Source organism: Pseudomonas sp. GR 6-02 (assembly GCF_001655615.1).
Lineage (GTDB): Bacteria > Pseudomonadota > Gammaproteobacteria > Pseudomonadales > Pseudomonadaceae > Aquipseudomonas.
Map to the genome: position 1 here is coordinate 2,058,639 of NZ_CP011567.1, position 13,898 is coordinate 2,072,536.

A 13,898-nucleotide genomic window follows, 5' to 3' on the forward strand; every position below is an offset into this window, starting at 1 on the left:
AAGGTTCAGCGATTCCGAAACCTCATACTGTCGAGGCCATTGGTTTTCGATTACGTAAAATATCATAAATTTAAAATATCATTATATGTTCTGTTGTTTAGCCTGAATACATGCCTTAAAGAAAGAAATATCAGGTATTTATCACTGATGTTACTTGCGCTACATGTGCTGAGTCCAAGGAAATCATATGCGAGATGAAATACTTTGCCTTCATCAAAGCTCCGAGCTGTACGGTTCAGATCGAAGTTTCCTTACGGCAATTGAGTCGATCTCCGTAAAAAAGAGAATTTATTGCATTCTGCCTTTTCTTGGGGACCTCTCTCCGCTAGTTAATAGCATGGGGGCCGAAATAGAGTATTACCCCTATGGAATACTGAGAAAGCAGAAGCTAAAAAAACCATTCAGCTATAGCATGGAGCTCATCAAGGCGACCTTGTATTATGCAAAAAAATATAAGGCGTTTAATGCAATATACATAAATACGACCGTTATGTTGTCCGCGCTGGTCGCTGCCGGATTTTATAGATTTTCCAAGAAAAGTTTCTTTTGCCATATCAGAGAAATTCCCGACAAAAAACTCATTGGGATCTTCCGTTTACTCCTACGGTTCTCAGGTGCAAAACTAATATTCAATTCCGAGGCTACGAAATCCGCTTTTAATCTTCCGGGAACAGTAATTTATAATGGTGTAGCCCCCCTTTACAACGTCCCATCGCTGCGTACTGAAAGAGACTGTAAGAATCTACTTCTGATCGGCAGGATAAACACCTGGAAAGGGCAAGACTTTTTCATTGATGTCATTGGAAAATTGGCCAATAACGCAAGAAATGACTTTCGCATAAGAATAGTGGGTAGCCCTTTTGAGGGGTACGAATATCTGGAAAAGGATTTAATCGAAAAAGTAAAATCATATGGGATCTCCGACAACGTCGAATTTTTCCCTTTTTGCTCGGACCCAACCGAGCACTTTCAATGGGCAAGCTATGTTGTTGTCCCCTCTACGAAGCCGGAGCCGTTCGGTCGAGTAGCGATAGAAGCGTACTCTGTCGGAAAACCAGTGATAGCTGCGGGCCATGGTGGTTTGGTAGAGATCGTTAACCATGAAAAAGATGGTTTCCTTTTCATTCCTGCCAATCAAAGCAGCCTTGAGGATGTCCTGCTAGGACTTCCTTCGCCGGGCAGTCCTCTGTACGAAAAGCTGAGCAAGTGTGCGCTTGATACTTATTGCAAAAAATTCTCAATAAAAAGCTATAAAGAGCACATAAACTCAATGCTGGAAAACACAAATTAAAAGCAGAGCAATCCATACTATCGGGAATACCATGAAACTTATCATGCTACTCATGCTTTCCTTGTTTCATCTAACTGCAAGTGCGAGCCCTTCATTTGATATAGGCGTTTACTACTACCCGGGTTGGGATCAGCCGAATGACCCCTGGCAGAAGATAAAGCCATTTAAGGATAGAGAGCCTCTACTGGGGTGGTATAAAGAAGGATCTGCAGAAAACACAAAAATACAGATCGACTGGATGCATCAGTATGGAATAAATTTCGTTATCTATGATTGGTACTGGGACAATATTCACGGTGTTAATCGGACGCACGCTATAGACTCTTTCTCCAGACTAAAAGATACACATGATATCAAGTTTACCCTTCTCTGGGCCAACCATACCGGGACACCCTCGAGCCTTAAGCAATTCGATGATGTAGTGCAGTACTGGATAGATCATTATTTCAGAGCGCCTGGCTATAAAAAAATAGATGGTAAACCCGTCGTTTTTATATTTTCATCTGAATTACTTGAAAGGGACGCCAGAAACTTTGGCAGTAATGCCAATGAACTATTGGAAAGGGCACGGGATCGAGCGATCCAGGAAGGATTGCCTGGAATATATTTTGTTGGATCAATAAAGGCTGGTGACAGATTTTCTCAAGAGATTTTGCCGCTTCAGAATTACGACGCATTGTCCGCTTATAATTATCAACTTAATGCAGCCGAGAAGTTGAGCGAAAGGCGTCCGTCCGCAAGTTACAAAGAACTTTCAGATGGATACGAACAAGCTTGGAATTCGGCTTTAAGTACTAGCAAGTTGCCCTATTTAATTCCCGTCACTTCGGGCTGGGACAAAACTCCATGGGGTGGAAGCGAATCCCCCAATCATGATAATTCGAGCAGCACACCAGAGCAATTTAGATTGCACTTGGAGTCAGCAAAATCGCTTATCACCTCAGAGCCCAAGAAGACACTAAGCACAGTTGTCATATGTTGTTGGAATGAATACGGCGAGGGTTCATATATTGAGCCAACCAAAAAATATAAATTTCAATATTTAGAACAGATTAAAAACACTTTCAAAACTTCAGATAGCTCTGAAAACCCCTCACATTGAAAGAACCAAAAAGCCTCTATGAAAAACCTCTATATCCTCGGCATCCGCGGCGTTCCCGCCAAACACGGCGGTTTTGAAACCTTCGCCGAAAAGCTCTCCCTCTACTTGGTCAAGCAGGGCTGGAAAGTCACTGTCTACTGCCAGGAAGACGGTTCCGGCGGTATATCGACCAGTGAATGGAAGGGGGTTCATCGCATTCATATCCCGATCGCCAACACCGGCGTGGCGGGCACGGTGTTTTTCGACTGGAAGGCTACCGTCCATGCGCTGGGCCAGAAGGGATTGTTTCTGACCCTCGGCTATAACACGGCGGCGTTCAATATTCTGCAGCGGGTCAAGGGCCAGACCAATGTCATCAATATGGATGGCATTGAATGGCGACGGGAGAAGTGGGGGTTGGTGGCGAAGACCTGGTTCTGGTTGAACGAGCGAGCAGGTTGCTGGATCGGCAACCACCTGGTGGCCGACCACCCGAAAATCAAGGATCACCTGGCCACCCGGGTCAAGGATTCGAAGATCACCATGATCCCTTATGGCGGGGACCGGGTGAACGAAGCAGACCCGACCGCCCTGGCTGATTATGGCCTGGAGCCCCATGGTTTCTCGGTGGTTATCGCCCGGCCGGAGCCGGAGAACTCCTTTCTGCAGGTCGTCAAGGCTTTCAGCAGCAAGCGCCGTAACCATAAGTTGGTGGTGCTGGGCAACTTCACCCCAGAGAAGAACGAGTACCACAAGCGGGTGATGGACGCGGCCGGCAAGGAAGTGATCTTCCCCGGCGCCATCTATGAGGCGGCGGTGGTTCGGGCGCTGCGGTTTTTCAGCCGCTTTTACATCCACGGCCATCAAGTCGGGGGCACCAACCCTTCGCTGGTGGAGGCATTGGGCGCCGGCTGCTCGGTGATTGCCCATAACAACCATTTCAACCGTTGGGTCGCCGGTGATGCGGCGGTGTACTTCGATGACGAGCACGACTGCGCCAAGTTGTTCGAGAAGTACCTGCGCGATGACCACAGCCATTTGATCGCGGCGATGAAGGCTGAAAGCACCCGCCGCTTCAACGAAAAATTCACTTGGGAAAACATCCTTTCCCAGTACGAAAAATTACTGATCCAGTGGTATCCCAAGGAGTACAGCAAGTGACCCAACGTATTATCGTCACCGGCGGTGCTGGTTTTATCGGCTCCGCCGTCGTTCGCCATCTGATCGACAACACCGATGTGAGCGTGCTCAATATCGACAAGCTCACCTACGCCGGCAATACCGAGTCCCTGGCGTCGGTGGCGGGTAGCCCCCGGTATGAATTCCAGCAGGTGGATATCTGCGACACAGCGGCGCTGCACGAGCTGTTCGCGCGTTTCCAGCCCGATGCGGTAATGCACCTGGCGGCCGAATCCCATGTGGACCGTTCCATCGACAGCCCATCGGATTTCATCCAGACCAACATCGTCGGCACCTACAGCATGCTGGAGGCCAGCCGCCGCTACTGGTCAGGGTTGGCGGCGGAGCAGAAACAGGGCTTTCGCTTCCACCATATCTCCACCGATGAAGTTTATGGCGACCTGGAAGGCACCGACGATCTGTTCACCGAGACTACGCCCTACGAGCCGAGCTCGCCGTACTCGGCGTCCAAGGCCGGCTCCGACCATCTGGTGCGCGCCTGGCACCGCACGTATGGCCTGCCGGTGCTGGTCACCAACTGCTCGAACAACTACGGGCCCTTCCACTTCCCCGAGAAGTTGATCCCTCATGTGATTCTCAATGCCATCCACGGCAAGCCGTTGCCGGTATATGGCGATGGCTCGCAGATCCGCGACTGGTTGTTTGTTGAAGACCATGCTCGAGCGCTGGTCGAAGTGGTGTCGCGCGGTATCGTGGGCGAAACCTACAACATCGGCGGACACAACGAGAAGCGCAACCTGCAAGTGGTGGAAACCATCTGTGAGCTGCTCGATGAGTTGCGCCCCCGCGATGAAGGGCAGGGCTCTTACAAGGAGTTGATCACCTTCGTCACCGACCGCCCTGGGCATGATCGTCGTTACGCCATCGATGCAGGCAAGATTGAGCGTGAACTTGGTTGGCGACCACAGGAAACCTTTGAAAGCGGTATACGCAAAACGGTTCAGTGGTATCTGGATAATCAAGATTGGTGGCAACGGATACTCAACGGCCAATACCGGTCCGAGCGTCTTGGCCACGTTGGCTGAAACATTCAAAACCTGCCTCTATTTAACTTCGAAGGGAATCCCCTATGAAAGGTATCATTCTGGCGGGAGGCTCCGGCACCCGCTTGCATCCCATTACCCGTGGTGTGTCCAAACAGCTGCTGCCGGTCTACGACAAGCCGATGATTTATTATCCGCTGTCGGTATTAATGCTGGCGGGCATTCGCGAGATATTGATTATTTCCACGCCCCAGGACTTGCCCAACTTCCAGAACTTGCTGGGTGATGGTTCTTCTTTCGGCATTGAACTCAGTTATGCAGAACAGCCTTCTCCTGATGGCCTGGCGCAGGCCTTTCTGATCGGCGAGGAGTTCATCGGCGACAGCAATGTGGCGCTGATTCTGGGCGACAACATTTTCTACGGTTATGGCTTCAGCGCCTTGTTGCGCGAAGCGTCACAACGACAGACCGGTGCCACTGTTTTTGGATATCGAGTCAGCGACCCGGATCGTTTTGGCGTTGTCGAGTTCGACGAGAGCGGCAAGGCGATCTCGATCGAAGAGAAGCCTGCGCATCCGAAGTCCGACCATGCTGTCACCGGTTTGTATTTCTACGACAAAGACGTGGTGAGCATCGCCAAGCAAGTCAAGCCTTCGGTACGCGGTGAGCTTGAAATCACCGACGTGAACAATGCTTATCTACAACGCGGGGATCTGCACGTCAGTGTGCTGGGGCGTGGTTTTGCCTGGCTGGACACCGGGACCCATGATTCGTTGATGGAGGCCGGGCATTTCGTCCAGACCATCGAAGCGCGGCAGGGCTTGAAGGTGGCCTGCCTTGAAGAGGTGGCCTATCACCAGGGTTGGTTGTCGGCTGCGGAACTGGATAAACAAGCCACCGCGTTACACAAAACCGGTTACGGACAATACCTGGCGCGCGTACTGACGACGGAGCCTTCGAAATGAATGTCATCAACACCCGATTGCCCGGCGTACTGATTATCGAGCCCAAGGTGTTTGGCGATGCCCGTGGGTTCTTTCTCGAGAGTTATCACGAACAGCGTTATCGCGACGCCGGCATCGAGTTGCCTTTCGTCCAGGACAATCACTCACGCTCGCAGTATGGCGTATTGCGCGGTTTGCACTTCCAGCGGACCCGGCCCCAGGGCAAGTTGGTGCGGGTTACCCAAGGTGCGGTGTACGACGTGGTGGTGGACATCAATCCCGAATCGGCCACTTGCGGTGAACATGTAGGGGTCAAGTTGACCGCCGACAACCATCTGCAGCTATGGGTGCCGCCGGGTTATGCCCACGGCTTCTGCGTGCTCAGCGATACCGCCGATTTTCAATACAAATGCACCGATCTGTATTTCCCCGAGGATGAGGGTGGGCTGCTCTGGAATGATCCGGAGCTGGGCATTACCTGGCCCGTTGAATCGCCTCAACTCTCGGAAAAAGACTTGCGCAACCCACGCTTGCGCGCGGTGTTGAACGGGGAATGACGGGTTAATATTGGTCTATAGTTAACATTAACTATTTATGACCTGATGTTATTTAGCCTTGAATGTTCAGTCACAATAGAACCTAGCGGGACAGGATGCCGGGAAAATCCTGACTAATAATAACAATAGGCGTGAAGGGGGAGTGACTTTTGCTCGGGAGTTTGTGCCGAAAATGCCTTCTCATGTAGCAAACATCTTGGAAAATTGCCTTTTTCCGTCAATAAGTCCTGCTCGGTGCAAGCGCTTTTGTCCATGATGTGACGAGGTTTGGCGTATGGCATGCACTCTCTATAAATGACATTCTCCAAAGGAGGCAATGTGCATGAACTGTCTCGTTCAATTGACGGGTGTCAGTTCATTCACCTGCTGTTCCATTCCCGGTCCCTTAGTCTCAAATCTAATGCAGAGTTGATGTCGAGAAGGAGTCTGATATGAAGAAACTACTTACGGCCGGCTTGCTGGCTGTCATGAGCACTGCAGCGTTGGCGGCTGATGAGCCGGCGAGCAAAACGGCGAGCGAAGCAGTGAGCGAAGAGGTGAGCGAGCCATTGTCCTTGAGTACCCCGCTGGTTGGGGGAGTGACGGTCGCAGAAACCGTGGTGATCGGCGCGGCCATTGTCGGCGCTGCGGCGGCCGCTTCAAACTCTGGAGGCAGTTCCAATGGCGGTACCTCTGGAACGGGTGGCACAACCGGTACTAGTGGTACGACGGGTACCAACTAAACCCCGCGAAGTATGTTGTTCAAGATCACTCAGAACTTTCTGGGTGATCTTGTTTTAGATTTGCCCTCGACTAGCGTAGTGCCCTTATGATCCGTAGATTATCTGTTGTTATGCTGGCAAGTATCAGCTTGCACGGCTGTATGTTTTCGCCTGGTCAACATATGGACACCAGTCAAATGGTCAGTGACGGCTCTCCGGAAAGTAGCCGGGTGGAGCTTATTCCTATCACGCCTAAATTGATTGCCATGGATGCCGCCACGCAAGTTCGCGAATCCGTTCCCCCAGCGTTGTTGTCCTACGTTCCAGGCGGTTATCGCGTGGGTGCCAACGACCTGTTATTTATCACGGTCTGGGATCACCCCGAGTTGACGGCGCCTTCGGGACCGCAACAGCAACTCGATGCCAACGGGCGTCTGGTGCGTCCGGACGGCACGTTGTTTTATCCCTACATCGGTAATATCCCGGCGGCCGGTAAAACCATCGAAGAGTTGCGGGCCTTTATTGCCGAGCGCTTGTCGCAATTTGTCGAAAGCCCCCAGGTCGACGTCAGCGTATTGCGCTTCGCCAGCCAGACCGTGGTGATTTCCGGTGCGGTGCTCAAGGCTGGCCAACAGCCAATCACTACCACACCGTTGAGCGTGGTGGAGGCCGTTGGCGCGGCCGGTGTGGACCCCTCGAACGCAGACCTGTCAGGCCTGACGCTGACTCGGGACGGGCGCGAATACAAGCTCGATCTGGACACCCTCAATCGCCAGGACTCACAGTTGCAAGGCGTTTACCTCAAGGGCGGCGACCGGCTGTACCTGCCCTATAACGACCAAAAGCGGATCTATGTCATGGGTGAGGTCAATTTGCCTCGCGCACTGAGCTTCAAAGGCAAGTCGATCAACCTGACCGATGCGCTGGGCACAGTGGGGGGCTTGAACCAGACCACCTCCAACGGCAATGCGGTGTACGTGATTCGCGGCGCCGACCACCTGGAAACCGAACCGGCCAAGGTGTTCCAGCTCGACGCAGAATCCCCTTCGGCCCTGGTACTGGCCACCCGTTTCGACTTGCAACCGCAAGACATCGTCTATGTCGGCCCGGCCGGCGTGACGCGCTGGAACCGTCTGATCAGCCAGCTTCTGCCTACGGCCTCTGTCCTGGGGACCGGTGCCAGCTCACTTAACGATCTCAGCGAAGCCAACAGCAGATAAGGCTCAATCCCGCCGTGAAAACTTTGCCTACCTGCGCCAGTCTGACGATGGCGCTCTTGCTGTGCGGGTGTAACCCGTTGATGAAGGCCTCCTGGGACACCCTTGAAACATCTGTCGCGGGGCCTGCCTCCATCAATTTGACCCGTGCTCAGGTCGACGCTGTGCCATATCCGCAGATCCTTGTCACCACCCCCTCCAGTGAGGGCGTGATGGCCATGGCTCGTCGGCGGGGCGACCTGCAGTTCTGGGTCGCTTCCGGCAAGCAAGTGCTGCTGATGCGCGACGGCCTGGTGGTGCGCACTGTCGGGCTGGGCGTTTCCCTGGATGGCACTCGCTTCAATGAAGAGTCGCCCTTCAAACGCGGCCTTCAGCATTTGCCCGACGGCTATACCAGCACGCGCTGGATCGACATCTATAACGGCAACCGCATCGGTATCGCGGTCAACAGCCGTTTCAGTCCCCATGGCATCGAGACCATCAGCATTCTGGACAAGGATTACGCCTTGCTGCGCATTGACGAGCAGGTGGATGCACCCACCCTGAATTTCCGCGCCACCAACCGCTACTGGGTCGACCCCCAGGACGGTTTCATCCTGCGCAGCGAGCAGCATCTGACGCCGCAACTGTTTCTGAAAATCGTGCAGGTGCGCCGTGATCGGGGAGCTGCCCGGTGAAGTGTTCAAACCTTTTTTTGCTTGGCCTGCTGTTGATCGGCCCGGGCGTGGGCCAAGCGGCCGTCACGGTCAGCGGTGATGTGCGCAGCCCTGGCCAATTCGAAATCAAGCCCGGTGCGCGCTTGCTGGATGTCATTCGTAACGCCCAACCCAATGCCGAAAGTTACTGGCTGGGCGCGGCGTGGCTGCACCGTTCATTAGTGGACAAGCAGACGCGCTTGAAGGCGGGTGTTTTGTTCGATCTGAAACTGCTGCAACGGGGGGCCTTGCTCGATGGCAAAAACACGCGAGCAGAATTGAGCGCGCGCCTATATGAGCAGGTCGAGCAGCTACCGGTCACCGGACGTCAGGTCGCGGTGCTCGATCCGATCGCTGTGGAAACGGGGTTCGCCCGCAACGCGCTGCTGGATGATGGCGACCATCTGATTTACCCCCAGCGGCCGTCCACCGTGGAAGTTTTCGGGGCGGTCGCGCAGCCTTGTCAGGTGCCTTACCGAGCCCTGCAGGAAGTGCGTGCCTATGCCCGTGACTGCGCCATTCTTGGCGACGCCGAGGGTGATTATTTGTGGCTGATCCAGCCCGACGGCCAGGTTCGGCGCGTGGGCGTGGCGGCATGGAATCGTGAGGACGGCATCGTTGTGGCGCCCGGCAGCAAGATCCTGGTGCCGATCAGGAGCGACGATCTCGAGACGCCGACCCCTGAGCTCAATCAACAACTGGCCGAGTTTCTCGCCACTCAACCGCTGGCTGAGGTGGCCCCTTGAAGTGCCCGTTGAAGTTACGTTTTGCTGCTGCATTGCTCCTGCCCTGCGGATTGGCTCACGGTGAACCGCGCTACACCCAGAGTGATTTTGGTGGCGTCGGTCTGTTACAGACCCCCACCGCGCGCATGGCCCCGGCGGGGGAGTTGAGCGTCACGGCCAGCCGTACCGACCCTTATTCGCGCTACAGTTTTTCCTTGCAGCCACTCGATTGGCTGGAAGGGTCGTTTCGTTACACAGCGATCACCAACCGTAATTACGGCCCCGAGGACTTTAGCGACGGCCAGAGCTTCAAAGACAAGGCCATCGACTTGAAAGCGCGGCTTTGGGAAGAAACTCACTGGGCCCCGCAGGTCGCTATCGGCGCCCGGGATATCGGTGGTACCGGGCTGTTTTCCAGCGAGTATTTCGTCGCCAACAAGCGTTATGGCGACCTGGATTTCAGCCTCGGCATTGCCTGGGGTTATCTGGGTAATCGTGGGGATTTCAGTAACCCGCTGTCGGTATTGGGCAGCCAATTCAACGACCGGCCACAGAGCACGGCGGCTGTGGCCAGGGCAGGGGACGTGAACACCAACGCGTACTTCAGGGGCCGCCCTTCGTTGTTCGGTGGGATTGCCTATCAAACGCCCTGGGAACCACTGAGCCTGAAGATCGAGTACGAGGGCAACGATTACAAGAACGAGCCACTGGACAACCCGCTCAAGCAAGACCTGCCGATCAACGTCGGCGTGGTCTACAAGCTGGCCGACAGCGTCGACCTGAGCGCCGGTTGGGAGCGTGGCAATACGGCGATGTTCGGCATCACCCTGCACACCAACTTTGTCAGCCGCAAGGCACCGGTGAAGACCTATGACCCTCCCGCCGAGCCGCTGCCCGCGCAGGCACCGTTGACTCCGCCCGATCAAGTCAACTGGGCCGATGTCTCCAACCGGCTGCAGCAAAATGCCGGCTACAAGGTCAAACGCATTACCCAGCGCGGCTCGGAGTTGATGGTGTATGGCGAGCAATCTCGCTATTTTTATTCGGCCAAGGCTGTCGGGCGGGCCAGCCGGATTCTCGATAACAGCGTCAATCAGGACATCGACTGGTTCACCCTGGTGAATCAGCGTTATGACATGTCTATCGAAGAAACCAGCGTGCCGCGAGAAACCTTCCGCGCGGTGGTGAACAACGACCAGCCGCTGAAGGATCTGCACCGTACGACCGAGGTTAACCCGGCGACTGCACACCGGGAAACCACGCTCTATACCCAGGCGCTGGAACCGTTCAGCTATGGCTTGGGCCTGGGCTACAAACAGAATATTGGCGGCCCCAACGGCTTGCTCTATCAGTTCACCGCCGATGCCGACGCGGAGTACCGTTTCACCCGCAACACCTGGTGGAGCGGCCTGCTCAGCGTCAACCTGCTGAACAACTACGACAAGTTCACCTACGACGCACCGAGCGGGTTGCCGCGAGTGCGCACCGATTTGCGTCAATACCTGACCACCTCCGACGTGACGATGCCGACGTTCCAGTTCAACCACGCGGCGCAGCTGGATCGGGACTGGTATGGCATGGTCTATGGTGGCTATCTGGAATCCATGTATGCCGGGGTCGGCAGTGAAGTGCTGTATCGACCCACGGGGAAACGCTGGTCATTGGGCGCCGATCTGAACTTTGTGCGCCAGCGGGATTTTGATCAGGGCTTTGGCCTGCGCGATTACCAGACCATAACGGGTCATGTCACCAGCTATACTGAATTGCCCAATGACATGCTTGCAGCGGTCAGCGTCGGGCGTTACCTGGCACGGGACTGGGGCACCACTGTCGACTTGTCACGGGAGTTCAAGAACGGCGTGAAGTTTGGCGGCTGGGTCACCCTGACCACGGCGTCGAAGGCGGAATATGGCGAGGGCAGCTTTGACAAAGGCATTTACATTTCCATCCCGTTCGACGAGCTGTTGAGTACCTCGACCATGCGTCGTGCCAATATCATTTGGACGCCACTGACTCGCGATGGTGGTGCGCGCCTGAGCCGTGCCTACTCATTGCAGACCATGACCGACGGGCGTGACAGCAGCCTGTTCTACAACAACTTCGAGAAAATTACCGAATGATCACATGGCTCAAAGGCTTGATCGAATTGCCGTTCTGGCTCCGAGGCCTGGCCTTTGCCATGGTGACGGCGATTCTGCTGTTCGCGGGATTGCGCGCTCAGCCGATCCCGGAACTGTTCGTCGAAGAGGACAAGCTCCATCACTGGATCGGCTTTCTGGTATTTACATGCAGCTGCCGGCTGGCCTTTCCCAATGTGAAATTTCGGTGGGTCGCCGTGGGGTGTTTGCTCACCGGCGTAATCATCGAGGCCGCGCAAGGTATGATGCCGCTGCGCACGGCTTCACCCTACGACATGCTGGCAAATAGTATCGGCGTGTTGATGGGTTTGCTGGTTTCGAGATACTGGCTGCGCTGAAAAGGGTTGAAGCACTAAGCAGTTTGTCGGCATGTTGTACCGTTGATCCTCTCTATACCCCTCCAGCAATACCTCTTTTGCCGATGGCACAAGCGTCGTCGACCCGCTTGATGTAGTCGGCGCCTATCTCATCCGGCCGTTCAATTTCATACCCCAGGGTTCCATCTTGCAGCTAGCGGGCCGGACAGCGGTGCGGATACTTGCGTCGATCCCGCCATGCTCCAGCTTCAACTCAATAATTGCGCTGCACTCAGTTCCTGCAACCACCTTTTGTAACTCACCAAAGCAAAAATTGGAAAGTTTTTCATTTTTCGACTTTTTTTGCTCCCGGCATCACGTTCCGCGGGAGTCAACCAAGCCGGAGGGAAGAAAAAACTGGTGATTAGTAATGCTAGAAATATCAAAATCAATTTCTGGCTTTCCCTACTATCGTATTTACTTCATGATACATTTTATATGTTTTGTTTTTAGCTATGGTTGGCTTGTGAATTGGACTAGATACTCTGGTCGCTGATGCAATGAGTAGCAACCATGTCACGTAGTACAACACTGTTCCTGAAAGGTGCTGAAATAAAGAGACTGTTGCTACTGAGGTGGCTATGCAGAAAGCAAGTGTGACTGTATAGGCATTTTCGTCTGAATAAAGTGCTTGCTTTGAAGATGTTTTCCTGAGCATTGTTACGAATAGAAGCGGTATAAATAAAAATATAAGGCCTAATGTCAATGATCCATATACGAGATCGGAATCAAACTGCCCTCGGTATTTTCCAAGTCCAGCACCAATTATGGAGAATTCAGATATTGCTTTTAGATATTGCGGTGCTCGGCCAGCAGCCGAGGCATCAAGCGAGTCAGCTCCGAATATGAATAGGGTCAGTAATAGTATCGAGTAGTTTACTAGGATTAGAGTGAGAGCTCTTTTTGTAAGCAGTGTTATACCAGTAGGGCTTCTCTTGGTACAGGTGTAGTAGGTCGCAATGGCTACTAAAAAAATTATAAAAGACGCTCTAACTTGACTGGCTAACATTCCTAGGATGAAGGTAAGAAGGAGAGTTGAATACCCTAGATAGAGGACAAATTTGTTCTTCTTTACTGATAGTATTTGTAAGAATATATAAAATGCTGAAAAGGCTGCTAAGTAAGAATATTGCAGGGCGCTTACAAAAATTCCCGAGGCGCGTAATTTATCATTGCGAACTATTTGGTAGGTTACGAATCGCTCTTCGTTTTCTGTCTCGTTGTTTTGGCGGGCGTTAACAAGAAAGTCATATCGCCAAGAGGATTGTGGGTCTCCGTTAAATGTGGAGTATTGGAAGAGTGCTATTGTTGTATTAAGCAATGTTAGTAGGCAGACGAACCCCATTAGCTTCTTTATGGTATTTGAGTCGACAATCTTGCTATAAATTAGGAGTAGAGGTAGTGCTATTGGTAAGATTGAACTTTTCCAATCTAGTATTGCGCTAAGAGCGCCATTTTTATTTATACCTATTGCAAGTGTTAATACTAAGAATAGTAGAGTGTAAAATGCTATTTTGTTTGTTTTGTTTGACTTGAGGGAGCTCGCTATAAAATAAAGTGTGGTGAATACGAAAAGGATTTCCGTGTACATTTTTACCAAGTAGCCGGAGAGTGAGGAATCTATTTTTAGGTAATAATTTGCATAGTCAATGGTGAATAGAAACACAAAGAGCATATATATGGGTATTAGTTTGTATTTTTTTGTGAATACCAGTAAGGCTGTGGCAACGCTTAGGAAAAGTATTAAGAGCTGAATCATGGCTTGGTGTGACTCCTTGCAGTAAATTAAATCCTGGTCGTCATTGCGAGATCGGTCTTCGGCTTTTTTTGCTGGTAAACAGTTGCATGGGTTTTTCAATTATTTTGTAAATCACATACCCTGTCGATATGGGTATAAGAATAAGTGGAAGGCATGAAAGCAGTATGGGTAGGAGCATTTGCCTGCTTTAATTATATAGTTTGCGTCAGTATTTAAGTCGTATGAGTGGGATGTGGTTGGTCTGAACATGG

At 52.5% G+C, this 13,898-nt stretch carries 13 protein-coding genes; 12 read left to right on the forward strand and 1 reads right to left on the reverse strand.

The window, feature by feature from the left end:
- Positions 1-187: 187 nt before the first annotated feature.
- The 12 genes from PGR6_RS09055 (at position 188) to PGR6_RS09110 (ending at position 11,870) form a co-directional block, all read left to right on the forward strand.
- Complete coding sequence (locus PGR6_RS09055) at positions 188-1,291, forward strand: glycosyltransferase family 4 protein (protein ID WP_064616867.1); 1,104 nt, start codon at positions 188-190, stop codon at positions 1,289-1,291.
- A gap of 31 nt (positions 1,292-1,322) precedes the next feature.
- A complete protein-coding gene (locus tag PGR6_RS09060) occupies positions 1,323-2,393 on the forward strand; it encodes a glycoside hydrolase family 99-like domain-containing protein (protein WP_237229587.1) in 1,071 nt (356 codons plus the stop codon).
- Between the two features lie 18 nt (positions 2,394-2,411).
- Complete coding sequence (locus tag PGR6_RS09065) at positions 2,412-3,533, forward strand: DUF1972 domain-containing protein (RefSeq protein WP_064616868.1); 1,122 nt, start codon at positions 2,412-2,414, stop codon at positions 3,531-3,533.
- A complete protein-coding gene (rfbB, locus tag PGR6_RS09070) occupies positions 3,530-4,597 on the forward strand; it encodes a dTDP-glucose 4,6-dehydratase (RefSeq protein WP_064616869.1) in 1,068 nt (355 codons plus the stop codon). The genes PGR6_RS09065 and rfbB overlap by 4 nt, the downstream gene beginning before the upstream one ends.
- A 44-nt stretch (positions 4,598-4,641) precedes the next feature.
- Positions 4,642-5,520 carry a glucose-1-phosphate thymidylyltransferase RfbA gene (gene rfbA / locus PGR6_RS09075; RefSeq protein WP_064616870.1) on the forward strand — a complete coding sequence of 293 codons (879 nt, stop codon included), beginning with the start codon at positions 4,642-4,644 and terminating at the stop codon, positions 5,518-5,520.
- A complete protein-coding gene (gene rfbC, locus PGR6_RS09080) occupies positions 5,517-6,056 on the forward strand; it encodes a dTDP-4-dehydrorhamnose 3,5-epimerase (RefSeq protein ID WP_064616871.1) in 540 nt (179 codons plus the stop codon). Before rfbA ends, rfbC begins: the two co-directional genes overlap by 4 nt.
- A 431-nt stretch (positions 6,057-6,487) precedes the next feature.
- Positions 6,488-6,778 carry a hypothetical protein gene (locus PGR6_RS09085; protein WP_064616872.1) on the forward strand — a complete coding sequence of 97 codons (291 nt, stop codon included), beginning with the start codon at positions 6,488-6,490 and terminating at the stop codon, positions 6,776-6,778.
- A gap of 86 nt (positions 6,779-6,864) precedes the next feature.
- Positions 6,865-7,977, forward strand: a complete 1,113-nt coding sequence (locus PGR6_RS09090) for a polysaccharide biosynthesis/export family protein (protein ID WP_177343076.1) — start codon at positions 6,865-6,867, stop codon at positions 7,975-7,977.
- 14 nt (positions 7,978-7,991) lie between these two features.
- Positions 7,992-8,651, forward strand: a complete 660-nt coding sequence (locus tag PGR6_RS09095; protein ID WP_064616874.1) for a YjbF family lipoprotein — start codon at positions 7,992-7,994, stop codon at positions 8,649-8,651.
- Entirely contained in the window at positions 8,648-9,415 is a 768-nt protein-coding gene (locus PGR6_RS09100; protein WP_064616875.1) for a capsule biosynthesis GfcC family protein, read from the forward strand. Before PGR6_RS09095 ends, PGR6_RS09100 begins: the two co-directional genes overlap by 4 nt.
- An 8-nt stretch (positions 9,416-9,423) precedes the next feature.
- Positions 9,424-11,514 (forward strand): YjbH domain-containing protein, encoded by a 2,091-nt coding sequence (locus tag PGR6_RS09105; RefSeq protein WP_064616876.1) that lies wholly within the window; start codon positions 9,424-9,426, stop codon positions 11,512-11,514.
- Positions 11,511-11,870 (forward strand): VanZ family protein, encoded by a 360-nt coding sequence (locus tag PGR6_RS09110; protein ID WP_064616877.1) that lies wholly within the window; start codon positions 11,511-11,513, stop codon positions 11,868-11,870. The genes PGR6_RS09105 and PGR6_RS09110 overlap by 4 nt, the downstream gene beginning before the upstream one ends.
- 406 nt (positions 11,871-12,276) lie before the next feature.
- Here PGR6_RS09110 and PGR6_RS09115 read toward each other — a convergent pair whose 3' ends face one another.
- Positions 12,277-13,647 carry a hypothetical protein gene (locus tag PGR6_RS09115; protein WP_064616878.1) on the reverse strand — a complete coding sequence of 457 codons (1,371 nt, stop codon included), beginning with the start codon at positions 13,645-13,647 and terminating at the stop codon, positions 12,277-12,279.
- Positions 13,648-13,898 lie beyond the last annotated feature (251 nt).

Excerpts from the sequence above, each read along its gene's own strand:
- PGR6_RS09055 (WP_064616867.1), top strand. The coding sequence starts at position 188 with ATGCGAGATGAAATACTTTGCCTTCATCAAAGCTCCGAGCTGTACGGT.
- PGR6_RS09060 (WP_237229587.1), top strand. The coding sequence starts at position 1,323 with ATGAAACTTATCATGCTACTCATGCTTTCCTTGTTTCATCTAACTGCA.
- PGR6_RS09065 (WP_064616868.1), top strand. The coding sequence starts at position 2,412 with ATGAAAAACCTCTATATCCTCGGCATCCGCGGCGTTCCCGCCAAACAC.
- rfbA (WP_064616870.1), top strand. The coding sequence starts at position 4,642 with ATGAAAGGTATCATTCTGGCGGGAGGCTCCGGCACCCGCTTGCATCCC.
- rfbC (WP_064616871.1), top strand. The coding sequence starts at position 5,517 with ATGAATGTCATCAACACCCGATTGCCCGGCGTACTGATTATCGAGCCC.
- PGR6_RS09085 (WP_064616872.1), top strand. The coding sequence starts at position 6,488 with ATGAAGAAACTACTTACGGCCGGCTTGCTGGCTGTCATGAGCACTGCA.
- PGR6_RS09090 (WP_177343076.1), top strand. The coding sequence starts at position 6,865 with ATGATCCGTAGATTATCTGTTGTTATGCTGGCAAGTATCAGCTTGCAC.
- PGR6_RS09110 (WP_064616877.1), top strand. The coding sequence starts at position 11,511 with ATGATCACATGGCTCAAAGGCTTGATCGAATTGCCGTTCTGGCTCCGA.
- PGR6_RS09115 (WP_064616878.1), bottom strand. The coding sequence starts at position 13,647 with ATGATTCAGCTCTTAATACTTTTCCTAAGCGTTGCCACAGCCTTACTG.